Origin of the sequence: Priestia aryabhattai (genome assembly GCF_023715685.1) — a bacterium.
In the GTDB taxonomy this organism is placed as follows: Bacteria; Bacillota; Bacilli; order Bacillales; family Bacillaceae_H; genus Priestia; species Priestia aryabhattai_B.
In genome coordinates, this window is the sequence record NZ_JAMBOQ010000004.1 from 422,601 (window position 1) to 445,567 (window position 22,967).

Sequence of the window (22,967 nt, forward strand, 5' to 3'; positions counted from 1 at the left end):
AAGCGAGTTTACTGATAAAATAAAAGGTATAAATATTTGAAAAATCAGATTAAATAAAAAGGAGGACTGAATGGAGATGATTGAACGAGAGCTTGAAGCTATTTTGCATGCTTCCAATGACAATATCGTTATCACCGATGAAAAAGGACTTGTTTTACGAGCAAGTCAAAACTGCCGTGATATATATGGGTACGACGTGTCAGAGTTGGTCGGACAAAACGTGTACGAATTGCAAAAGCGCGGGATATTTTCACCTTCTGTTACGATTGAAGTGCTAAAGAAAAAGAAAGAAGTACAGCTGATGCAAAAAACGGAAACGGGAAAAGTTGTGATGGCAACCGGTATTCCTGTGTACGATGAACATCAGTGTATGAAAAGAGTAATTAGCTTTTCACATGATTTAACAGAGCTTCAGCGCTTAAAAGAAGATTATCAGCAGCTCGAAGTGAAAATGAAAACATATCAGCTAGAAATGGAAGAGCTCCGTGAACAGCAGTCGAATGAGATGATCATAAGAAGTCAATCGATGAAAAAGGTATGGTCAATTATTAATCGTGTTGCAGACAGCGATGCAACAGTTGTGTTATTAGGTGAGTCGGGTGTTGGTAAAACGGCTTTTGCCCGTGCTTTACATTATGGAAGTGAACGAAAAGAAGAGCCGTTTATTGAAATCAACTGCGGAGCCATTCCATCTAGTTTGTTTGAATCTGAAATGTTTGGATACGAAGCAGGATCTTTTACAGGTGCAAGTACAAAAGGGAAAATAGGAAAGTTTGAGTTAGCTCATAACGGCACGCTTTTTTTAGATGAAATAGGAGAGTTGCCTCTTGATATGCAAGTGAAGCTGTTAAAGGTGCTGCAAGAAAAAACAGTCACCAAAATTGGCAGTGAACGCGTCAAACACGTAAACTTTAGGCTGATTGTAGCAACAAATCAGCCGCTTGAGGAAATGGTCAGAAAAGGAACATTTCGCGAAGATTTATTTTATCGGTTACACGTTATTCCGATTACAATTCCCCCGCTTCGTGAGCGAAAAGAAGATATCACGGCACTTCTTTATCATGTGTTACATAAACAAAATGAAAAATATAAAATGAAGAAATTTTTTCACACAGAAGCATTAAATCGATTGGTTGAACATCAGTGGCCTGGAAATGTGCGCGAGCTTGAAAATACGATTGAACGTCTTGTGTTAACAACAGATGAAAATAGTATCTCTCTTCAAGACCTGCCGTTTTATTCAGAAATCAATAGAAATGAGAATGAAGAATGGGAATCTCTTGACACGTTAACCTCTCAAGGAATGACGCTTCAGCAAGCACTTGCAGAAGTAGAGAAAAATTGGCTGATTCGCGCTTATCGCCAGTGTCAAACAACGTATGAAATGGCAAATGCATTAGGAATCAGCCAGCCTACGGTCGTAAGACGTTTACGAAAGTACAATATTAAATAATAAGGTTTTAATTCAAAATGAATTAACTGATTCAATCGTGAATCATTTTTTTTATTTTGATTCTATTATGAATTGAAAATCGTACATAATTGCACGAAATAGGGTGATAAAACTTGGCATGTATTTTGCATTAATAAAAAGTATCTAAATAAAAAGCGCCAGGTATCTAAAATGAGAACATGGCGCTAATGAATGAAACCCATTAGGAGGAATAAATTATGCCAAAATATCAGCCGAAAAATTCATTTGAATCTCCGCGTTTTTGCGGACCACGAACATTTATGAGACTTCCGTACCTAGAACAAATAAATTCAGAGATGGATTTTATTGTGACGGGTATTCCATTTGATTCAGGGCAATCTTTTCGAACAGGAGCACGTTTTGGGCCGGAAGCTATTCGAGATTTCTCCATTTTGCTTCGTCCGTATAACCCAGAACAAAAGATTAATATTTTTGATTACATTTCAGGCGTGGACTACGGCGATTTAGCAGTAGTTCCCGGGTATATTTTAGAAACATATAAAAAAATTGAAGCAGGGTTAACGCCGGTTGTTAATGAAGGAATTATTCCTATTTCACTAGGCGGCGATCATTCGATGACGCTCGGTGAACTTCGTGCCATCGCGAAAAAGCACGGACCGGTAGCGCTTTTACAGTTTGATGCTCATTCCGATACGTGGGATAGTTATTTTGAACAAAAATACAATCACGGCACGGTATTCAGACGAGCAATTGAAGAAGGGTTAATCGATGTGTCCCGCTCGATTCAAATCGGTATGCGAGGCGGTCTATACGGCATTGAAGATTTAGAAGATGCAAAGAACTTAGGTTTAGCTCTATATACGACAAATGAATATAAAAAACTGGGCGTTGAAAGAATGCTAGATATTATTCATGAGCGTGTAGGGAAAGAACCTGTGTTTTTGTCGTTTGACATTGATTTTTTAGATCCAGTTTACGCGCCGGGAACAGGAACACCTGAAGTATCGGGTGCAAGTACTGACGATGCGCTTCAATTCGTTCGAGGCTTAACAAATATTGATTTTGTCGGTTTTGATTTAGTAGAAGTACTGCCAGCTTACGACCATGGCCAAATTACAGCAGCAGCGGCCGCTAACATTGTCTATGAATTTATCACGCTTATTGCGTTAAGAAAAAAAGCAAAAGAAGAAGAAGCGCTGTTAGTGAAAGCACGCGACTGAATATAAACAAAACGGTAAAAGTGGGAAGGTAATATTATCTTCCCACTTTTATATAAGAGTTCTCTATAGGGAGTGTTTGACTATGAACGGGCAAGTATATGTAAAAATAGATAAGAAACAAGAAAAAATATTAAAAAGAGAAATACTCAATCCAGCGACCAATAAGATCATAGCAGAAGTATTTGATTCGTCACTTCAACAAGTAGAGGAAGCGGTAGATAAAGCAAAACAGGCTTTTGAGCAGAGTGAATGGAAGAAAAATAAATCACTGCGTGTAGGGGTACTTACGAAACTAGCGGACTTATTAGAAAAAGAAGCAAGTGTATTTGCCGAAACAGAAACGTTAAATACAGGCAAACCGGTAAAAGAATCACAGTTAGATATCGAGGATACGATTAATTGTTTAAGATATTACGCAAATTTAATAGAAGAAAATCAGCCATGGACAAAAGACATGTTCGACAATACAAACAGTAAAATCATTCAAGAACCTATTGGCGTATGCGCGCTAATCGTTCCTTGGAATTTTCCTTTGCTGCTTGGTATGTGGAAGCTGGCTCCTGCATTAGCAGCTGGAAACACGGTGGTGTTTAAGCCGTCAGAATTAACACCGCTTTCTTTTCTAAAGTTAGCTTCATTATGTGAAAAAGCTGGTATACCAGAAGGCGTGTTTAATTTAATTACAGGAGACGGTAAAGTGGGAAGTGCGCTTGTTGAACACAAAGACGTAGCCAAAGTCTCTTTTACAGGAGGATCAGAAACAGGCAAACGTATTTATCAGCAGTGCGCAAAAGAGATGAAAAGAGTTTCGCTTGAACTGGGAGGGAAATCTCCGCTTCTTATTTTCCAAGATAGCGAAATTGATATTGCAGTAGATTGGACAATGTTTGGCTCATTTTTTAACCAAGGGCAAGTGTGTGTAGCTTCATCGCGTATACTCGTACATGAATCTATTTATAAGCCGTTTCTTTCTGCTCTTACGGAGGCTGTTGCTACTATAAAAATTGGCAACCCCTTAACAGAAGAAACGGAGATGGGTCCGGTTATTAGCAAAAAGCATCTGAACAAAATACGGAATTTTATCAAGCTAGGTCAAGAAGAAGGCGCGAATTTATTAACAGGAGGAACGTTAATCAACTGCGAAGGTGGAAACTATATGAAGCCGGCTGTGCTCGTCGATGTGGAGCAGCATATGAAAGTCGTACAAGAAGAAATATTTGGTCCGGTCATTACCGTTCAATCCTTTTCAAGTGAAGAAGAAGCCATAGCACTTGCCAACGGCACTAAATTTGGTTTAGCTGCAGGAATTTTAACGAACGATGTAGCGAAAGCAGAGCGAGTTGCTGAACATCTTCAAGCGGGAACGATTTGGATCAACGGCTACCACACACCTCATATTGAAACTGCTTGGGGCGGTTTCAAAGAAAGCGGCATTGGCCGAGAGTTAGGCCCATCTGGTTTAGCTGCTTTTACTGAAACAAAACATGTGAATACAAATTCCAAGTTAGCTCGAGCCAATTGGTATCAGCAAAAATGAAAGGTGGAAAAGGAATGACAATAAAAAGTGGTCTCGCCCATGATAATGTGCAGCCGATTGCAATGAATAAAAGAAGTATGGGCTTCTTCTCTACATTTTCCATGTGGATAGGAGCCAATGTGGTAGTAACGACCGTTTTTACCGGAATGCTGCTTGTACCCGATATGACATTTCTAAAGGCATTATTTATTATCGTGCTTGGCTCTTTAGTTGGTGCCATACCGCTCGTGCTAATGGGGAATATCGGAACTCGAACCGGTCTTCCAACCATGGTTTTGATGAGACCTGCCTTTGGACAAAGAGGAGCTATGCTTCCTGCTGCTGTTAATCTTATTACATTAATCGGGTGGGCATGGATTCAAGCCTACATGGCAGGGCTAAGTTTAAATCATGCCATTACCTTTTTGACCGGTTACAGTAACATCAATCTATTTACAATCCTTACTCAAGTGTTGGTAGTAGCTATTTCTATATACGGACATAAAGGCATTGAAGCAACGGAGAAATTAGTAGCTACGCTTATGGTCATTTTAGCAACCGTTGTGTTTAGCTATTTGTTTATCGAATTTGATGCAGCAAAATTAATTCAAATGAAAGCAAGCGAAAATCCTGGCATTACAGGAATGTTAGCTTTTGATATTGTAGTAGCTACAGCTTTTACGTGGATTCCCATTGTTTGCGATTATAATAGAAACTGTAAATCTGAAAAAACGGGAATTGCTGGAACTTATTTAGGGTATAACGTCGCGACTTTAATTGCGATGGGGTTAGGCGCAACGGTTTCTGGTTTTTCAATTCTCGGAAATATGACGCAAACGTATGACCCAGTAAATTTAATTGGTGCATATAGCCCGCTGTTAGGATTAGTAGCAGCCATCGTGATTTTTTTATCGGTGCTGTCCACGAATGTAATGGTACTGTATAGCGCGACGATGTCTTATTTATCTATTTTTCCAAAGCAGCGCTTCTGGATACCGGCACTAACCATGGGAGTTGTCACAGTCCTAGGTTCTTTATTAAAAGAGTGGTTAATGACAAATTTTCAAAGCTTTTTGCTTATGATCGGCGTATTATTTATTCCCATTATTGCTATTGTTCTTGTTGATTATTATATCATTCGCCGAAAACACTACGATGTTTCAGCCATTTTAGAAAAACAAAATAAAATGTACTGGTATACAAAAGGATTTAATCTTCATGTGTATGTATCTTACATAGTGGGTGCTGTATTTGCCTACTATTTCACGTATGTTCATCCGATAGCCACAGGTGCAACGATTGTAACTTTTTTATTTACAGGTGTTTTACATGTATTGTTAACCAAGCTTTCACAGCTCTCCATCCCTTATTCAAAGGGAATCGACAGAAATGCTTGATATACATTTTAAATAGACTGAATTATCTTAAAAATACCACCGTCAAAAAGCTCCTATTTAAAGGAGCTTTTTGTGCTGAATAAAGGAGGGTTTTACTATAACAAGGCAAGCAGATGTAAAAATAGATGAAAAATAAGTAAAAGCAGGGAGAAGAGAGGTTCTTAATCCAGCCACAAATAAAGTAATAACGTGTATTTGATTCTGTCAGGGGTCTTTCCTATAATAAATGTAGGAAAACTTTCCAAAGGAGAATTTTATGTTCGAATTAGAGGCTATTCAAAGCAGGGCCATTGAAAAAACTAAGCATACATTACTACAGGATATAAAGAGCGTACTAGGTGAACAAGCTGAATGTCCTGATTTAGAGACTTATTTAACAGACAGGCACTCTTTTATTAAAAAAGCCTGGGGGACTACGTGGAGAAAGGTAGTTGTTTCTTCCGTATCTAAGAAAAACAGAAAGTCGTATTTAACAGAGAAAGGCTTTGATATAAAAGGGTATAAACCTCAAGCTAGAGATAAGTTATTTGCTAAAGAAACTAGAAAAGGTATGGAGTTTGATGCTTTTTCTTGGTTAGAAAAGCAATACGGAAATGGCAATAGAGCTGAGTGGCTATCTCTATACGAGGAAGCAAGAGCAGAACTTGCCCAAAAAGAAGAAGAAAGAAAAGAGAAAGAAAGACAGCAAAGTATTAACGATAGAAAAGCTAGGTATCAATTACAGTTAAATTTAGAATCAGCTCCTGTCTTGGAATTAAACAAAGAGCTGTATTACCTACATATAAGAGAACAGCTTTCACATCAACTATCAAAAGACATTGAAACAAACCCAAAGTATATTGAAAACTATGCGCCGCATACTGAGCTTGAAGATGAATTAATAGCAAACGGTAATTTAACACGTCATGATTATGAAACGGTTAATGACTTTTTTCAAGAGCTCACCGGTAACGTAAGCTCAGAATTAGACAGATATTCAACCATCATCTTGTTTGAAACGTATGAAGATGTATACGAGGTATTTATCACAGATAAGATTTATGAACTCATTCCAAATATGATTATGGATGACCTTCCTACTTCATTTAAAGAAGAATATAAATCCTATACAAATGCTTCGGTAACACGCATGGATATTATAAAAGCACTTAGAAGTAATTTATCGGATTTGGTCTATGAATATAAAAAAATGCTCGTAGAAGAAAAGCTTTCCGATGTACTAGAAGTTTCAGATAACAACTTAACGATCGAAGAACATAAAGAGAGGTATACACAGCAGCTGGAAGAAAGACGATTACAACAAGAACGTGAACTTGAAGAAAAGAAAAAGCTTATTGAAGAAGAACAGCGACAATTAAATTATATTTTTGGTGCAGAATACGAAATGGACCCAAGAAAAGAAACGGAATACATTCTTCATCTCGGTGATACAAACACAGGAAAAACGTATACAGCATTAAAATCATTAAAAAAAGCTGCTTCGGGTAATTACTTAGCGCCACTTCGCTTGTTAGCTTTAGAAGTTTTTGAAAAGCTAAACAAGGACGGAGTTGCTTGTTCGTTAAAAACAGGTGAAGAAGAAAAGATTGTTGAAGATGCTCAGCATATGGCCGGTACCGTAGAGATGTTTAGTGAATTAGAACATGGCGATGTAACAGTAATCGATGAAGCACAGATGATTCAAGACAGAGACCGAGGGTTTTCATGGTATAAAGCCATCACCCGAGCCAATGCCAAACAAGTTCATGTGATCGGGAGTTTAAGCATTCGAAGTATGCTAGAAGAGATGCTAGACGGTGTTATCTCAGAAATTCATGAGTACGAAAGAGATATACCTTTAAAAGTAGATCTTCGAAAATTTAAAATTGAACAAGTGAAACCCGCTGATGCTTTAATTGTTTTCTCACGTAAGAAAGTTTTGCAGACAGCGGCTAAGCTAGAAAAAGATGGTCATAAAGTTAGCGTGATTTATGGCAGTATGCCGCCTGAAACGAGAAGAAAACAAATTGAGCAGTTCATTAATAGAGAAACAAATGTCATTGTGTCTACAGATGCAATTGGAATGGGATTAAATCTTCCAATTAGACGAATTGTCCTTTTAGAAAACATGAAATTTGACGGGCAAAAGAGGAGATTATTGACTTCTCAAGAGTTAAAGCAGATTGCAGGTCGTGCTGGGAGGAAGGGTCTCTATAATGTAGGAGAAGTTGCTTTCGCTAAAGATGCAAAGCAAATGAGAGAACTGTTATTTTCAACAGACGAGCAAATCAGTAAATTTTCAATTGCTCCTACTTCAGATATGCTCAGAAGATTTAAAGAATATCATCATGACCTCGGAACGTTTTTTGACATGTGGGCTAAATTTAAAAATCCAAAAGGTACACAAAAATCAAATCTGGCACAAGAACGTGAGCTTTATGATGAAGTAAAAGACACGCTAGTTGAGGCGAAAATGCCGATTGTTGATTTATATGGTTACTTACAGCTGCCGTTTTCAGCAAAAGAAAGCTCTTTGAAAAAACAGTGGGTGGCTAGCATGAATGCGATTGTTAACAGGGAAGCATTACCTGAACCAAGGATGATAGAAGGTTCACTAGAAAATTTAGAGCTGTCTTATAAGGCGATTGGCTTGCATCTTTTATTTCTATATCGAATGGATAGAAGGCCAGAAGCTATTTACTGGGAGCGTGTCCGAGAAGAGCTTACAAACAAAATACATGACGTATTAAGAAAAGATATGAAAAAATTTAAAAGAACGTGCAGTGCGTGTTCTAAAGAACTTCCTTGGAATCATGATTATGCGATATGCGATTCATGTTTTCATAAAAGATTTCGCAGAAGATATGGGGACGACTACGATTTTAATTAATAAGATGTAGTGATAAAAAAGAGGCTTGTACAAAAGTATTTTAGTTGAAGGAAGATCCGAACGATAAATCGCTCGGATCTTTTCAATGTGATGGTGAATATAGGTTTCATGTATGTAGTGGCTTCTAGCTGTTGATTGGAGGGCAAGGCGAAGACTCCTGTGGGAAAAGCGGAATAGGTGAGACCCCGCAGGAGTGTAAGCGACGAGGAGGCTCACCGGCCGCGCGCGGAAAGCGAAGTCTTGCACGGAAATCAACAGCGGTGTAACAAGCGATCCCTACTAGCTCATGTATCCCATTTGTGCTCCTTTAGATTGGATTGATGTAGTTATGTCTCAATCTCATTTTTCGTATAGGCTTTTAATCTTTTTCCTATGAATTTCTGCGTCAAAGCAGATTTTTGTAGAAAAAAGTCAGAAATGTATAAGCGGTCATCTTGTAAAAAGAGCAATAAATTATTATGATATAAGGTGGAGCTTATATTTTAAAGAGTTCCGTGATTTTTTTGTTGGGCGGACGTGTATTGTATTAGAGTAAATTTGCTATCATTCGTTATTTTAAAAGCAGCACTTTTAAATAGAGATACGGTTCGTAATAGAAGGGAAGAGGATGATGACAAGTCATAACAGAGAAAACAAAGCTGCAGTCGAGCAGTACAGTAAAGGGAAGATTTTGTGGCAATTAACCCGTCCTCATACACTAACAGCATCGTTTGTACCCGTTTTGATTGGAACAGTTCTAGCCATGTTTTATGGCCATGTGAACGTTTGGATGTTTCTGGCGATGCTTTTTTCATGTTTGTGGATTCAAATTGCGACGAACTTATTTAACGAGTACTATGATTTTAAACGTGGATTAGACACAGAAGACTCCGTAGGAATCGGAGGAGCCATCGTCAGACACGGAATGAAACCGAAAACGGTGTTAAATTTAGCACTGGTTTCTTATGGAATTGCTCTTATTTTAGGCGTATATATATGTGCAAACAGCAGCTGGTGGCTTGCTTTAGTTGGATTAGTAGGTATGGCGATTGGTTATTTGTATACAGGCGGACCGCTTCCGATTGCGTATACACCGTTTGGAGAATTATTTTCAGGTCTTTGCATGGGCGCTATGTTCGTTTTGATTTCATTTTTTATTCAAACAAATACCGTAACGTCTGAAAGTATCTTTGTATCACTTCCGATTGCGATTTTAGTAGGTGCGATTAATTTGTCTAACAACATTCGTGATATAGAAGAAGACACAAAAGGCGGACGACGTACGCTAGCTATTTTATTAGGTTCTAAAAATGCGATTAGGTTTTTAGCTGCTTTGTTTGGCATTGCGTATATTTGGACCGTTGCATTAGTGGTATTCTTCGATATTAGCCCTTGGATTTTCTTAGTGTTTCTTAGTGCACCTAAGCCAATTCAAGCCGTACAAGCATTTGTACGCGGAGAGCTTATTGCGATGAAAGCAACCGCGCAAACAAATACGTTTTTTGGATTTACTTTATCAATTGGGTTATTAATTGGCTATTTAGTAAGCTGATTGGGTGGAAAAAGCCTGTCTTTTTAAAGACAGGCTTTTTGTTATGCTTGATTTATTTTTTCTTTTACTGTGCTAATAAATACGTTCATATTTTCAGAAGATGAAAAGCTGGCTTGGGCTTGTTTTGGTCCGCCGCCGCCTTTTCCATCGTAAAGCGGAAGCAGCTCTTTATAAAGCTCTCCGCATTTTACCTCACTGCCGCTGTGAGCCAGTAAGACTTTTTGATCACTTGAAAAAGAAAAAAGAAGCGTCGTATCAGGCTTTTGAAGCAGCTGCTTTGTCAAAGCTTGCACATCTTTTAATGTACGGTTTTCAAAGTGATGGTACAGGAATGAGCCTTCTTTCTTGGCTTCTAATTCACTGGCTAAATAAGCTGCATTTTCATTTTTTAATTCTTCTAGTTGTTTTTGTAGTTCTTTTTGTTCGGTTTCTACTTTTTTAATTCGTTCTATAACCAATTCACGGCTTGTACTGAATTTATTGCTAAGTTCTGCTACGATTTCTTGAGACTGCTGATAATCAGCTAATGCACGCATACCGCATTTAAAAAAGAGGCGTGTATTGCCGCGCTGCTTTTCCGTTTTCGTAAGTTTAATGACGCCAAGTTCTCCAATTTGGTTCACATGTGTACCGCAGCAGGCAGAAACATCAATGCCTTCAATTTCCACGATTCGTACAATTTCGTCTTCTAGCTCTGGCACTTTGCGAAGCGCAAGAGTATGCAGGTCTTCTTTTTTTACTTCGTAAGTTTTAATGTGACGATTGCTGTAAATAGCGTCGTTTACGATTTTTTCAATGTGTAATAGCTGCTCATGAGATAACTGAGGTACATTTACATCAATAGAGACTGCTTCGCTTCCTAAATGAAAGCTAACGGTGTGAATATCGTATGTATCCATTAACAGAGCTGAAAGTAAGTGCTGTCCGCTATGCTGCTGCATGTGATCAAAGCGGCGATTCCAGTCAATTTCACACGTTACGTTCGTTTGTGCAGGGAGTGTATCGACGATATGATATACTTTTCCATTTTCTTCATAAACATCTCTTACGTCAATCCCGGCAATATTACCGTAGTCAGAAGGCTGTCCGCCGCCTTCTGGATAAAAAGCGGTGTGTTTTAAAGTTAAAGCGTAGCCATTTGAAAGAGAGCGCGTCTCTGTCACTTCTGTTTCCCACGTGCTTAGATAGGGATTGCTATAATAAAGTCTTTCTGTCATGTTCATCATCCTTTCTACTAAAACCATATCTAACTTTTTCTATAGTATCAGAAATATGTTTCTTCGAACATGGATAAGCTAACTTGTAACAATAAAACTGGGTGGGACATATGAAAAATACTGTTTATATTTATACACGGGATTTAAAAAGAATTTTCACCAATTGGGCGATGATTATCATTGTGCTGACGCTTATGATTCTGCCGTCTTTTTACGCATGGTTTAATATAAAAGCATCTTGGGATCCATATGGGCGGACTGAAGGTATTGCCATTGCAGTAACGAGCGAAGACGAAGGCTCTACGATAAGAGGTCAGCACGTGAACGTGGGAAAAGATATTATTGCAACGTTAACAAAAAATAAAACGCTTGGATGGACGTTTGTCTCAAAAGAAAAAGCTGATCACGGAGTAAAGCACGGAGACTATTATGCAAGTATTGTTATTCCAAAAGATTTTTCACAAAAGCTTGGTACAGTTCTTCAAGATCGTTTGGAAAAACCGGTCATTATTTACAAAGTGAACGAAAAAATAAACGCAGTGGCGCCTAAAATTACAAGCAAAGGAGCCAGCAGCTTAACACAACAAATTAGTGAAAAATTCGTCAAAACAGCGAATGGAGCCATTTTTTCAGTGTTTAACGAACTAGGTATTACACTGCAGCGGGATTTGCCGACCATTCAACAAGTTGAACAGCGGATTTTTGAGCTCGAAAATCGTCTTCCTGAAATCAAAAAAGTAATTAATGAAGCGAATGACACCACTCAAAAAGCTGGAGCTATTGTATCAAAAGCTCAGGCTGCTCTTCCTGAAGTAGAGAGATTAACAGCTGACGGCGCACAGATGACTCAGCAGCTAAATACTTTTTTAACTAAAAGCGATCAAGTTTTAAAAACAGCTGAACCGACTATCAACGAAACGCTGCATCGTGTTCAACAACGAGCTCTCCGAGTTCAAGAATTGAAGAATCAGCTGATGGAAAAAGATATAGCACCGGCTGAAGCCAGGGCAGCAGCAGAACAGCTAAAAGTGCAGTTAACAAAACAAATTGCTGACACAGGAGAGATCGTTACGCTTCTTACGGATTTAAATGTGTTGTCTCAACAGAAAGTTCTTTCACCTGTTATTAATCAAATAAAAAGTGTAAATACGCTTTTACAGCAGCAGCTGTCGGATGTAAACAGCCTGCAGCAACAAGCTGGAGGTGTTCCAAATCAAAGCGTACTTGATAGGTTCAGCTCTCGCACCGACCAAGCTGTTTCTAGATTAAATGCGTTAACGAATTCATATTCTTCTACGATTGTGCCCGCTGTTGAACAAGCAATCAAAGAAGCGAAAGATAAAACAGCAAGCGCAAACTCACTGCTTGATGAAGCCAATAAAAGCATACCCGATGTTTCTAATGTGCTGTCTAAAACAGCGAGTGGCATCGTGTTAGGACAGCAGGAACTTGCGAAAATGGCAAGAGACTTTCCGCGAATTGAACAAAATGTACACAATATAGCGGATAAGATACGAGAATTTCAGCAAAAAGAAAATATTGAAGATATTATCAATTTGCTAAAGAACGATGTGCAAAAGGAAAGTGACTTTTTTGCTAAACCGGTTCTTTTAAAAGAAGAAAGACTTTATCCCATTCCGAACTACGGCTCGGCTATGTCGCCGTTTTACACAACGCTTTGCTTGTGGGTCGGGGCTTTGCTGTTAGTTTCGATTTTAAGCGTAGAAGTAGCGGATGAAGAGCGGTTCAAAAGCTATGAAGTCTACCTGGGAAGACTTTTAACGTTTTTGTCTATTGCTCTGGTGCAAGCTTTTATTGTGACGATAGGTGATTTATTTTTAATCAAAACGTATGTCGTAGATAAAGTGCCTTTTATCTTTTTAGGCTTGCTGTGCAGCTTCGTGTTTATGACGATTGTATATACGCTTGTTGCGATATTTGGCAATGCAGGAAAAGCGATGGCGATTGTTTTACTTGTGCTTCAGCTTTCCGCTGCAGGCGGTACATTTCCCATTCAAGTCGTGCCTGCTTTTTTCCAAGCAATCAATCCTTTTTTACCATTTACTTATGCAATAAGCATGATGAGAGAAGTGGTAGGAGGCATGTTAGCGGATATTGTAAGAAAAGACGTTACGGTTCTTCTTTGCATTTGGCTTGGCGTGCTGCTCGTTGGCATTTTTCTTCATAAGCCTCTTAGTAAAACGAGTGCAAAATTAACAAAAAAAGCGCGTGAAAGTAAATTAATTCATTAAAAAAATGTTTTGGGTTTCCAGACAGAACAAAATGCGGTAGTGTAGATATAAAGGAGTGATAAGCATGGGTATATTAGATGGACTATTAGGAAATGCATCAGAAGCAGATATAAGAGGAACCGAAAAAGATTTACAAAACATTTTAATTGCGAACGAGCGAGTGGAACAAGCGTATAAAGTCATTCGCGATTTAATGGTGTTTACGACGAAACGCTTAATTATCGTTGATAAGCAAGGAGTGACGGGAAAGAAAATAGATTATCATTCCATTCCTTATAAGACGATTACACATTTTAGCGTAGAAACGGCTGGAACGTTCGATTTAGATGCGGAATTAAATATTTGGGTATCGGGTTCTAGTGCGCCGATTTCAAAAGAATTTCGTAAAGATAAAAGTGTTTACGACGTGCAAAAAGTATTAGCATCTTATGTGTTAGATTAAAAAAGTTGAGCCATGAAAAACTGGCTCGACTTTTTTTATGTTTATGTAAAACGAGAGAGGATAACATCTCCATTCTCGCATGCAGCTGTTTGAAAATAATCAGGCTGTTGTCCTTCCATATTTGTTCACTTCACTCATTACTGAAATGCATGAAAACGATTTACATAATGAATTATACAGAATAAAAAAACCGTGATATGCTTTTTTTAGAGAAAAAAGGAAGTGACCAACTGTGAGCTATACCGTAATTGGAACATCAGCTTTTCGCAAAACAAATGTTGCGCTTTTTGCAGCAGGCTTCAACACATTTTCGATTTTATATTGTACACAGGCCATTTTACCCGAATTTTCTAGAGAATTTGGGATATCCCCGGCGTTTGCTAGCTTGTCTCTTTCGTTAACAACCATCACGCTTGCGGTTAGTATGCTTTTTTTAGGTTCTTTATCAGAAGTGTGGGGACGAAAGAAACTGATGGGCCTATCGTTAATTTTTGCGTCATTGCTATGCATCATGACAGCATTTAGCTCTACTTTTGAGACACTGCTAGTCTTTCGCGTTATTCAAGGAATCGTTTTAGCAGGGTTGCCTTCTGTGGCAATGGCTTACTTAGGAGAAGAGATTGAACCAGGAAGTTTAGGGAAAGCGATGGGGATTTATATAAGCGGAAACGCCTTTGGAGGCGTAGCGGGAAGGCTTATGACAGGAGTGCTCACGGAGTATTTCAACTGGTCTGTAGCTCTTGATGTTGTAAGTGCAATCAGCTTATTGGCCACATTTGTTTTTTTTATGAACTTGCCTGATTCACAAAACTTTACTTCCCGGTCCTTTGAACTTCGTCAGCTTACCGACTCTCTTCGCAGTCATCTTCAAGATAAAGGGATGCTTTGCCTTTTTGCTATTGGTTTTGCACTGCTTGGAAGTAACGTAGCTTTATACAATTATATTGGATACGCTTTATCCGCTCCTCCGTATTCTTGGAATCATACACTTGTAAGTTTTATTTTTGTTATTTTCTTTGTCGGAGTATTCAGCTCAGTCTGGATGGGGACGCTGGCAGATCGATACGGTCGGAAGAAAGTGCTGTTATGTACGATTGCTGTTACGCTTATGGGTTCAATCGTTACGCTGCATCCGGTTTTATGGATAAAAATTACCGGGCTTTTGCTGTTGACCTTCGGCTTTTTTGGAAGTCACTCCATCGCAAGCAGCTGGGTGGGAAGAAGAGCAACTCATGACAAAGCTCAGGCTTCGTCTTTGTATTTGTTTTTTTACTATGCAGGATCAAGCATTGGAGGGACTGTGGCTGGATTATGCTGGAGCGCGTACGGCTGGAAAGGTGTTATTGCTCTAATTGGTGTGTTTCTTACAACCGCCTTTTTCTTAGCCGTTCGTTTGTCAAAAATGCCGGCCCAGCAGACGCGTTTTCACTAAGAAAGAATGTAAAGACATGTGAATAGAGAGGTGGCTATTGACTGAAAAAAAGACTTTCCACTCAGCGTGGAAAGTCTTTTTTTATTTTAAAAGCTGAATAAAAAGCTCCGCTACTTTTTTATGAGCGCTGTTAGCAGGATAAATATAAGAAAAACGGCGCTTAAAAGGAGCAGTGTTAACGTTGAGAATCGATAGGTGCTTTTGTTCTACATCTTCTTTAATAGCACAAAGCGACAGCACAGACAGTCCTAAATTATGAACGATGGCTTCTTTAATTCCTTGATTGCTGCTGATCGTTAGCATGCTTTTCATTTTTAAACCGTTGGACATTAGAACATGGTCCAAATACTCTCTTGTTCCAGAGCCTTTTTCACGAGCTACCCACCGCTGATTTTGTAAATCATCGATTTCTAATTTTTTAAGCTGAGCCAGAGGGTGATCGACTGAAGCAACGATAGCAAGTTCATCGTCCATAAAGGACTGAATATGTAAGTCAGACTCCTCTGTGTGACCTTCAATAAGCCCTACGTCTACTTTGAAATGACGAACAAGCTGAGCGATTTCTTTTGTATTACCGATAGTCACTTCCACATCAATATCAGGGTATTGTTCACGGAGCTTTGCTAAAAAGGAAGGGAGAATATATTCTCCAATCGTAAAACTGGCGCCAATCGTTAACATTCCTTTTACACGGTGATGATGTTCATAAATATCTCGTTTCGTATGCTCATATATCTGAATCATTTGTTTAGCACGATCGTATAAAATTTCGCCGCTTGGTGTGATTTTTAACATCTTAGGTGAACGCAAGAACAGGGAAGTTTGAAACTCTTTTTCAAGATTTTTAATGTGTACGCTTACGCTTGGCTGTGAAATCATCAGTTTTTCTGCAGCTTTTGTAAAGCTTTGCTCTTCTACAACAGAAACAAACGTCTTTAACGCATCATAGTACATAGAGTATGGCTCCTTTTATATTAAAAAAATTAATTATAAACATTATAAAACATTATTATGGTAACAACTAGAGGCACTTGGTTAAGAAAAGTAAAACAAGGTGATGGCTTAAAGGAGTATTTTGGTTTATAACGAAGGCGGCGAACGAAATTTGATTACAGTTAATCGAGTTATTGCCATTTCATCTATAAAGCTATTAAACACTTTTTTGTCATCTATTTGTAACAAAAGTAAAAAAAGTACTTGTTTTTTCCAAAAAACATACTATAATATTAACTGTAATACGATGAGTAATACAGTTAATACACCTAGTACACACATCATGATTTTTGGTGAATGAAGGGAGGCAGACTATGTTTGATTTAGATATTCGTAGTCGCAAGCCGATATACGAACAATTAGTAGATAAATTGAAAGAGCTTATTATCCACGAAGTCTTTAAGGCCGATCAAAAGCTTCCATCTGTTCGGCTGCTAGCAAAAGAATTAACGATTAATCCAAATACAATTCAAAAAGCGTATCGTGAACTAGAACATCAAAACTATATTTATTCAGTTCCAGGCAAAGGAAGTTTTGTAACGCCTCAAGTTGATACACTAAATAACGAGAAGGTGAAAAAGATGAAAGAAGAATTAGTAAAACTGTTGGCAGAAGCTATGTATTTAGGGATGGACAAAGATGAAATTCTATCACTTATTTCACAGGCTGAAAAAGCAGTAAAAGGAGGAAGCGATAGTGATTGAACTGAAGGCGATAAAAAAAGAGTTTGAAGAAATGGAAGCTCTAAGAGACGTCACGCTTTCTATAAAAAAAGGATCTATTTACGGACTGCTTGGCTCCAACGGGGCAGGGAAAACAACGCTATTAAAAATCATTGCAGGTATTTACAAGCAAGATCACGGGAAGATCGCAATAGACGGCGAGGAAGTCTTTGAAAACGTTGGCTTAAAAGAACGTCTTATTTTTATGCCAGATTCTCTTTATTTTTTTCCTCAAACAACCATTAAGCAATTGGCGTCTTTTTATAGAAGCGTCTATCCGACTTGGAACGAAGAGCGGTTTCAAAAATTAAAAGAAGCTTTCCCAATTCAATTACATAAAAAGGTACATAGAATGTCAAAGGGAATGCAGCGTCAAGTAGGTTTTTGGTTAGCGCTGTCTGCTATGCCTGACGTGCTTATCTTAGATGAGCCGCTCGATGGTTTAGATGCGGTAATGCGTCAAAAAATTAAAAACCTTCTTGTTCAAGACGTGGCAGAACGGGAAATGACGATTTTAATTTCGTCACATAACTTGCGAGAAGTGGAAGATCTTTGTGATCATGTAGGCATCTTGCATCACGGTCAATTATTAATTGAGAAAGAACTGGATGATTTAAAATCAGACGTGCACAAAATTCAAGTAGCATTTGAAGGCGATGTGCCGCTAGCGCTTTACGACACGCTAGACATTTTATATCAAGAAAAACGAGGAAGCGTCTTGCTTTGTATTGTTCGAGGAAAAGAAAATCACTTAGTGAACAAAGTTCGATCGTATAAGCCTTTAATTTTTGACATCTTGCCACTTACGCTGGAAGAAATCTTTATTTATGAAATGGGGGATGTGGGTTATGCAATCGAAAACATCATCGTTTAACCGAGGCATGTGGATTCAATCCATGAGGAACGTGGGATGGATTGGTGCTTTATATACACTTGTTCTTTTATTTATTTTGCCACTTCAAATTATTTTGAGGTATACAGGTGAAGTTAACGAAAATGGAATGTATACAGAAAAGTTAAAGACTCTGTTTGAAGTTGCTGGAAGCCTTCAATTTTTGTTTATGTTTACTGTTCCTGTGGTGCTAGCTATATTTTTATTTCGATATATTCAAACAAAATCAGCCGCTGATTATATTCATAGCTTACCAATAAGCAGAGGTGTGCTATTTTGGCAAAACGTATTATTAGGAATTGTATCATTAGTTTTACCTGTTATCATTTCAGCTATCGTCCTTTTTCTTATTAAAGATTCAGTAAATGTTGACGATTTATATACACTAAAATTAATTCTACGATGGGCTATTGATACTATCATTTTGAATATCTTTGTTTTTTCTGGAGCCGTATTTGCAGGTATGTTCACAGGTATGTCAATACTGCAAGGTGCGTTTATATATATATTATTCATTCTTCCGGCTGCGCTCATTCAGTTTTTTATTATGAATGTTAAGTTTTATTGGTATGGGTTTGCTACAACATATTATTCAGGGAAAAACGTACAAGATTTAGTTCCTTTTATCCATATTATAGATCTGTTAGATAGTGGAAAAGAAAGTTATCTAAGTCTAGTAATATATGCAATTGTAGCTTGTGTACTTTGTTTCATTGCATTTATTGCATATCGAAAGAGAAGTTTAGAAATCGCTACGCATGCAATCGCTTTTAAATGGTTAAAACCTATTTTTATCTATGGACTGACGACATGCTCATTATTATTATGGGGGATGTACTTCGGTGAGATGAAGGATTCTTTTAAATGGCTTATTTTTGGTTATGTTTTTGGATCTTTATTAGGGTACATCCTTGGGCATATGATTTTAGCTAAAACATGGCGTGTGTTTGATAAATGGAAGGGCTACATATTATTTGTGGCAATAGCCATTGTTATAGGGATAGGATTGAAAGTGGACGTTTTTGGTTACTCTACCTATCTACCGAATCAAGAAAACATTCAATCTGTATATTTTGGTAAAGACGGCTATTCCTTAACAGATAACTCTAAAAGTCACGATATAGAGCAAGGGGATTATTATAAACCGCCTTACTATTATTCTAGTAAGAATACCATTAATTTTATACGAGTGTTGCATAAACAAATTATAAAAGACCATCCTAATATTTCCAAAAGAGAAATACAGTCTGGAGATGCTCGTGAAATAACATTTGCTTATAATTTAAAAAATGGAAAAAAAGTTGTTCGACAATATGCGGTACGTGAAGCTGATTATAAAGCTTTTTACAAACGAATTATAGAAACACCCGAGTATAAAAACCATTTTTATTATATTTTAGAACCTAATAGTAAAAATATGAGGTATGTAAAAGAAGTTCAAATTGATGCAATGTATAAACGGTCAGAACCTATTACAATTAAAGATTCAAACAAGATTGAGGGTTTAAAAGAGGCAATAAGAAAGTCAATACAAAACCAAACGTATGAAGATACCAAGAGCCGACAACAAAGCTGGTCTAGCATTGATTTTATGGACGAAAATGGACAGATTGTGGATTCCATACCTTTTGAGAAATCATATAAAGGAGTTGAAAAGTGGCTCAAGCAAGAAAAAATGTTTGAAGATGCTCGGGTCATGCCAGAAGACGTTTCAAATGTTGTGGTTTTAAAAAATAAAGATCACGAAACTCTTCAGCCTGCATGGATAAACAATCCGTCTATTCTGACTAAAAGAAAAGGTGCGTTAACTATTAAAGATTCCAAACAAATCGATTATTTTCTTTCGCATACAACCATTCAAGAACAAGGGGATTATATAGTTGTCTTTCGTTACAAAAATGCAACTCCTGAAGTTCAAATGTTTGATGCTAACATGATTCCAAAAGGAATAAAAGAAAAACTAAAATAACAAGGGAGAACATATTATGTGCGGCGAGGAATTACAAGATTATTTAAATCAGGTGCTGGCTTATTTATTAAAAAATGGTGTGAATAGACAAGACGCCGAAGATATTACGCAAGAAGTAGCATTAAAGTATTTAGAAAAACAAGAAATGGTCGATCCTGAAAAAATAAAAGCTTGGATGTTTCGCGTCGCATTAAATAAACGGTGTGATTTAGGAAGGCGTAAAATGGTGAAAGACCGCTATACGTCTTCTTACAAAGAAGAGCCCATTATGTATACGCCTATTCAGCAGGTGCTCAGAAATGAAGAGGCAGCTGAATGTCAGGCGATTTTAAATAAATTGAACCCTAAGTATCGCAATTTACTTCTGTTAAAATATGGATTTGGATTTAAATATGAAGAAATTGCCGAGCTATTAAATATGCAGATGACTACGTTAAAATCAGCTCTTTACCGCGCGCGCAAATACTTTGTAAAGGGATATAATGAAGTCATTTAATATAAATGGAACAGCAGCAGTTTGTGAAAAAGAAGTTTTTCTTTACACAAACTACTGCTGTTTTTTTCGTATTTTTCGTCTCTGAACGGCATAGATAATCAAACTGATCGCACAAAAAGCTAAAGTGATCTCAATCACATCAGTATAAGAAGATGTTGTATTAAAAAAGGAACCGAAAATAAATAAAGCCAGCGTCCAAATAAAACCGAAAGAAAATGAGACTTTAATATACTGACGATGCTTCATTCCGCTCGCTCCGAGAAAAAAAGGCATCACATGTCGCATTCCTGGTAAAAAGTAGCTTGCGATGATGGCATGAGATCCGTATTCTTGAATCGTTCGCTCGACTTTCATCACATTTTTTTCCCATCGCGGGCGTTTTAATAGCGCAAGCGCTTGAGCTGAAAAAAGACTGGCTATCAAAAATTTAAGGTATAAGCTAAGCATCATGCCGCTATAAGTAAGTATAAAAGCTGGAATATACTGAACGGATGGAGATGTAGCCTGACTGCCTGCAAGCATAATATATACTGGGTCAGGAATTGGAGTAAGGTTTGCTCCGACTAAAATGATAAAAAAGAAATATCCGTAGCCTAATTGGTTAATGGCTCCGATAAGCTGATCAATCATGTTTTCTTCCTCCTTTCTTCATTAGAATACGAGAGAGTGCCACACAGTGTTCGCTCAAAATAAAAATAAAGTATAGGTACGCACAACTTAGAAAAAAAGAGTTATAATAAATAAGAATGTACGTTCTTATTTCGGGGATTAATTATATATGAAGAGGTGATAGTATGAAAATGATGTACCCTAAAAACGGCAAAGTTATTCTTCATATTGATGCCAATGCTTTTTATGCATCTGTTGAAACCGCACATGATCATACGCTTAAAGATAAGCCTCTTGCTATTGCTGGCAATCCAAAGGAACGAAGAGGAATTGTTGTAACCTGTAACTATATTGCTCGTAAACGCGGAGTATATGCGCCTATGCCTCTTTGGGAAGCGAAGAGAAAATGCCCCGAGCTTGTTGTTATAAAACCTAATTTTCCATTATATCGCCAAGTGTCCAAAAACATGTTTGATTATTTAGTAACCATTTCACCTCTTTTAGAGCCTGCTTCAATTGATGAAGGCTATTTGGATATTACAAACTGTGCTGAATTAGGCTCTCCTCTTGGCATAGCAAAGTCAATTCAGCAACATTTAATACAGACGCTGCAAATTCCTGTGTCAATTGGAATCGCACCGAATAAATTTTTAGCCAAAACGGCAAGTGATATGCAAAAACCTTTAGGAATTACCGTCCTTCGAAAAAGAGATGTACAAACAGTTCTTTGGCCAAAAGCCGTAGAGGAAATGCATGGAATCGGTAAGAAGACAGCTGAAAAGCTAAATGCGATTAAGATCGTGACCATCGGTGATCTAGCAAACGCCGCTCCCGGACTTCTTAAACAAACTCTCGGAGTAAAAGGAGAAGTTATGAGAGACCGAGCGTGGGGCCAAGATGATCGACAGGTGAATCCTGATCGCCAATCACAGTTTAAATCTATTGGAAACTCTACGACGCTATCTCAAAATGCAGTAGATGAACATGAAGTTCTGCCTATTTTAAATAAACTATCGCATTCTGTAAGTTCTCGTATGAAAGCGAAAAAAGTTGTAAGCAAAACGATTCAATTAACGATACGATATAGTGATTTTAAAACCATTACTCGAAGCCAAACCATTTCTAAAGCAATTAGCGAGCAAAACGATCTTTTTCATTACAGTGCGGTCTTATTTCAAAAGCATTGGAACGGAGAACCGATTCGTTTATTGGGCGTAGCCGCTCTTCAAGTGAGTCACCAACTCCAGGAAGAAGAACAGTTAGATTTGTTTACATATGGAGAGCAAGCAAAAAAAGAACCTTTATACAAAGCGGTCGAAAGTTTGCGTGAAAAATATGGAGATAACATTATTCAAAGCGGTTTAAAAAAACAAAAGGGAAAAGAAGAGAGGTAACTCTCTTTTTTTGTATAAAATAATAGGTTTACACTCATTATAGAAGGGGAAGTACATTACTAACAGGGTAATCAAAGTGATTACAAAATGAATTTGATTGCGGTTTTTTTGATTGTTTGCAATTAAATTACATAAAATAATATATGAGGTGATCTTATGTCAGACGTACTATTTACATCTAAAGCAACAGCCGTTGGAGGCCGAGATGGTCGAGTTAAATCAGATGATGGTATTATTGATTTAACCCTTGTAAATCCTTCTCCAAATAACAAAAAAGAAGGAACAAATCCCGAGCAGCTGTTTGCAGCAGGATATTCTGCTTGTTTTGACGGTGCTTTAAATTTAATCGCTAAGAAACAAAAAAAAGACATTGATTCGTCTATTACTGCAGAAGTAAGTCTACTAAAAGACCACACTGATGATGGCTTTAAAATTGGCGTGGTGTTAAACGCTCATATTAAAGGCGTTTCACAAGAAGTAGCGGAGAAGCTAGTAGAAGATGCACATCAATTCTGCCCGTATTCTAAAGCAACGCGTGGAAATGTTAACGTAACGTTAAATACAACGGCTGAGTAAGTAAA

19 protein-coding genes are annotated in these 22,967 nt (G+C 37.7%); 16 read left to right on the plus strand and 3 right to left on the minus strand.

What is annotated here, in order from left to right:
* Positions 1-70: 70 nt before the first annotated feature.
* From M3225_RS20755 to M3225_RS20780, 7 genes are all read left to right on the plus strand, one after another.
* A complete protein-coding gene (locus M3225_RS20755; RefSeq protein WP_251396752.1) occupies positions 71-1,453 on the plus strand; it encodes a sigma-54 interaction domain-containing protein in 1,383 nt (460 codons plus the stop codon).
* A gap of 218 nt (positions 1,454-1,671) precedes the next feature.
* Complete coding sequence (gene speB, locus M3225_RS20760; protein ID WP_251396754.1) at positions 1,672-2,655, plus strand: agmatinase; 984 nt, start codon at positions 1,672-1,674, stop codon at positions 2,653-2,655.
* An 82-nt stretch (positions 2,656-2,737) separates the two neighbouring features.
* On the plus strand, positions 2,738-4,192 hold the full coding sequence (locus tag M3225_RS20765; protein WP_251396756.1) for an aldehyde dehydrogenase family protein: 1,455 nt from the start codon (positions 2,738-2,740) through the stop codon (positions 4,190-4,192).
* A gap of 14 nt (positions 4,193-4,206) precedes the next feature.
* Positions 4,207-5,568: a purine-cytosine permease family protein gene (locus tag M3225_RS20770; protein WP_251396758.1), complete on the plus strand. Its 1,362-nt coding sequence runs from the start codon at positions 4,207-4,209 to the stop codon at positions 5,566-5,568.
* A 256-nt stretch (positions 5,569-5,824) separates the two neighbouring features.
* Positions 5,825-8,437 carry a helicase-related protein gene (locus tag M3225_RS20775; protein ID WP_251396760.1) on the plus strand — a complete coding sequence of 871 codons (2,613 nt, stop codon included), beginning with the start codon at positions 5,825-5,827 and terminating at the stop codon, positions 8,435-8,437.
* A 131-nt stretch (positions 8,438-8,568) separates the two neighbouring features.
* Positions 8,569-8,703, plus strand: coding sequence for a hypothetical protein (locus M3225_RS29675; protein ID WP_285885822.1), 135 nt, complete (start codon positions 8,569-8,571; stop codon positions 8,701-8,703).
* 341 nt (positions 8,704-9,044) lie between these two features.
* Positions 9,045-9,968, plus strand: coding sequence for a 1,4-dihydroxy-2-naphthoate polyprenyltransferase (locus M3225_RS20780; RefSeq protein WP_251396762.1), 924 nt, complete (start codon positions 9,045-9,047; stop codon positions 9,966-9,968).
* A gap of 41 nt (positions 9,969-10,009) precedes the next feature.
* On the opposite strand, the gene M3225_RS20785 is transcribed toward M3225_RS20780, so the two are convergent.
* On the minus strand, positions 10,010-11,185 hold the full coding sequence (locus M3225_RS20785) for an alanyl-tRNA editing protein (protein WP_251396764.1): 1,176 nt from the start codon (positions 11,183-11,185) through the stop codon (positions 10,010-10,012).
* Between the two features lie 110 nt (positions 11,186-11,295).
* Between M3225_RS20785 and M3225_RS20790 the strand changes: the two genes are divergently transcribed.
* The 3 genes from M3225_RS20790 (at position 11,296) to M3225_RS20800 (ending at position 15,311) form a co-directional block, all read left to right on the plus strand.
* A complete protein-coding gene (locus M3225_RS20790; RefSeq protein ID WP_251396766.1) occupies positions 11,296-13,437 on the plus strand; it encodes a YhgE/Pip domain-containing protein in 2,142 nt (713 codons plus the stop codon).
* Positions 13,438-13,501: 64 nt separating this feature from the next.
* The gene (locus M3225_RS20795; protein ID WP_251396767.1) at positions 13,502-13,879 is read left to right on the plus strand and encodes a PH domain-containing protein; all 378 of its coding nucleotides are present in this window, start codon (positions 13,502-13,504) and stop codon (positions 13,877-13,879) included.
* A 232-nt stretch (positions 13,880-14,111) separates the two neighbouring features.
* Positions 14,112-15,311 (plus strand): MFS transporter, encoded by a 1,200-nt coding sequence (locus M3225_RS20800; RefSeq protein ID WP_251396768.1) that lies wholly within the window; start codon positions 14,112-14,114, stop codon positions 15,309-15,311.
* A gap of 81 nt (positions 15,312-15,392) precedes the next feature.
* On the opposite strand, the gene M3225_RS20805 is transcribed toward M3225_RS20800, so the two are convergent.
* Positions 15,393-16,265 carry a selenium metabolism-associated LysR family transcriptional regulator gene (locus tag M3225_RS20805; protein ID WP_251396769.1) on the minus strand — a complete coding sequence of 291 codons (873 nt, stop codon included), beginning with the start codon at positions 16,263-16,265 and terminating at the stop codon, positions 15,393-15,395.
* A 353-nt stretch (positions 16,266-16,618) separates the two neighbouring features.
* On the opposite strand from M3225_RS20805, the gene M3225_RS20810 reads away from it, so the two are divergent.
* The 4 genes from M3225_RS20810 to M3225_RS20825 are packed head-to-tail and all read left to right on the plus strand — an operon-like array spanning position 16,619 to position 20,383.
* Positions 16,619-17,008 carry a GntR family transcriptional regulator gene (locus M3225_RS20810; RefSeq protein WP_013083081.1) on the plus strand — a complete coding sequence of 130 codons (390 nt, stop codon included), beginning with the start codon at positions 16,619-16,621 and terminating at the stop codon, positions 17,006-17,008.
* Positions 17,001-17,900 carry an ABC transporter ATP-binding protein gene (locus tag M3225_RS20815; RefSeq protein ID WP_048020984.1) on the plus strand — a complete coding sequence of 300 codons (900 nt, stop codon included), beginning with the start codon at positions 17,001-17,003 and terminating at the stop codon, positions 17,898-17,900. The genes M3225_RS20810 and M3225_RS20815 overlap by 8 nt, the downstream gene beginning before the upstream one ends.
* Positions 17,901-17,931: 31 nt before the next feature.
* A complete protein-coding gene (locus tag M3225_RS29845; RefSeq protein ID WP_251396770.1) occupies positions 17,932-19,887 on the plus strand; it encodes a DUF6449 domain-containing protein in 1,956 nt (651 codons plus the stop codon).
* Positions 19,888-19,903: 16 nt separating this feature from the next.
* Entirely contained in the window at positions 19,904-20,383 is a 480-nt protein-coding gene (locus M3225_RS20825) for an RNA polymerase sigma factor (protein ID WP_251396771.1), read from the plus strand.
* Between the two features lie 51 nt (positions 20,384-20,434).
* On the opposite strand, the gene M3225_RS20830 is transcribed toward M3225_RS20825, so the two are convergent.
* Positions 20,435-21,013: a DedA family protein gene (locus tag M3225_RS20830; protein ID WP_251396773.1), complete on the minus strand. Its 579-nt coding sequence runs from the start codon at positions 21,011-21,013 to the stop codon at positions 20,435-20,437.
* Positions 21,014-21,177: 164 nt separating this feature from the next.
* Here M3225_RS20830 and M3225_RS20835 point away from each other — a divergent pair, with 164 nt between their 5' ends.
* Entirely contained in the window at positions 21,178-22,386 is a 1,209-nt protein-coding gene (locus M3225_RS20835) for a DNA polymerase IV (RefSeq protein ID WP_251396775.1), read from the plus strand.
* A gap of 156 nt (positions 22,387-22,542) precedes the next feature.
* Positions 22,543-22,962 (plus strand): organic hydroperoxide resistance protein, encoded by a 420-nt coding sequence (locus M3225_RS20840; protein ID WP_098314918.1) that lies wholly within the window; start codon positions 22,543-22,545, stop codon positions 22,960-22,962.
* Positions 22,963-22,967: the final 5 nt, after the last annotated feature.

Excerpts from the sequence above, each read along its gene's own strand:
- M3225_RS20755 (WP_251396752.1), top strand. The coding sequence starts at position 71 with ATGGAGATGATTGAACGAGAGCTTGAAGCTATTTTGCATGCTTCCAAT.
- speB (WP_251396754.1), top strand. The coding sequence starts at position 1,672 with ATGCCAAAATATCAGCCGAAAAATTCATTTGAATCTCCGCGTTTTTGC.
- M3225_RS20765 (WP_251396756.1), top strand. The coding sequence starts at position 2,738 with ATGAACGGGCAAGTATATGTAAAAATAGATAAGAAACAAGAAAAAATA.
- M3225_RS20770 (WP_251396758.1), top strand. The coding sequence starts at position 4,207 with ATGACAATAAAAAGTGGTCTCGCCCATGATAATGTGCAGCCGATTGCA.
- M3225_RS20775 (WP_251396760.1), top strand. The coding sequence starts at position 5,825 with ATGTTCGAATTAGAGGCTATTCAAAGCAGGGCCATTGAAAAAACTAAG.
- M3225_RS20780 (WP_251396762.1), top strand. The coding sequence starts at position 9,045 with ATGATGACAAGTCATAACAGAGAAAACAAAGCTGCAGTCGAGCAGTAC.
- M3225_RS20785 (WP_251396764.1), bottom strand. The coding sequence starts at position 11,185 with ATGACAGAAAGACTTTATTATAGCAATCCCTATCTAAGCACGTGGGAA.
- M3225_RS20790 (WP_251396766.1), top strand. The coding sequence starts at position 11,296 with ATGAAAAATACTGTTTATATTTATACACGGGATTTAAAAAGAATTTTC.
- M3225_RS20795 (WP_251396767.1), top strand. The coding sequence starts at position 13,502 with ATGGGTATATTAGATGGACTATTAGGAAATGCATCAGAAGCAGATATA.
- M3225_RS20805 (WP_251396769.1), bottom strand. The coding sequence starts at position 16,265 with ATGTACTATGATGCGTTAAAGACGTTTGTTTCTGTTGTAGAAGAGCAA.
- M3225_RS20810 (WP_013083081.1), top strand. The coding sequence starts at position 16,619 with ATGTTTGATTTAGATATTCGTAGTCGCAAGCCGATATACGAACAATTA.
- M3225_RS20825 (WP_251396771.1), top strand. The coding sequence starts at position 19,904 with ATGTGCGGCGAGGAATTACAAGATTATTTAAATCAGGTGCTGGCTTAT.
- M3225_RS20830 (WP_251396773.1), bottom strand. The coding sequence starts at position 21,013 with ATGATTGATCAGCTTATCGGAGCCATTAACCAATTAGGCTACGGATAT.
- M3225_RS20835 (WP_251396775.1), top strand. The coding sequence starts at position 21,178 with ATGAAAATGATGTACCCTAAAAACGGCAAAGTTATTCTTCATATTGAT.
- M3225_RS20840 (WP_098314918.1), top strand. The coding sequence starts at position 22,543 with ATGTCAGACGTACTATTTACATCTAAAGCAACAGCCGTTGGAGGCCGA.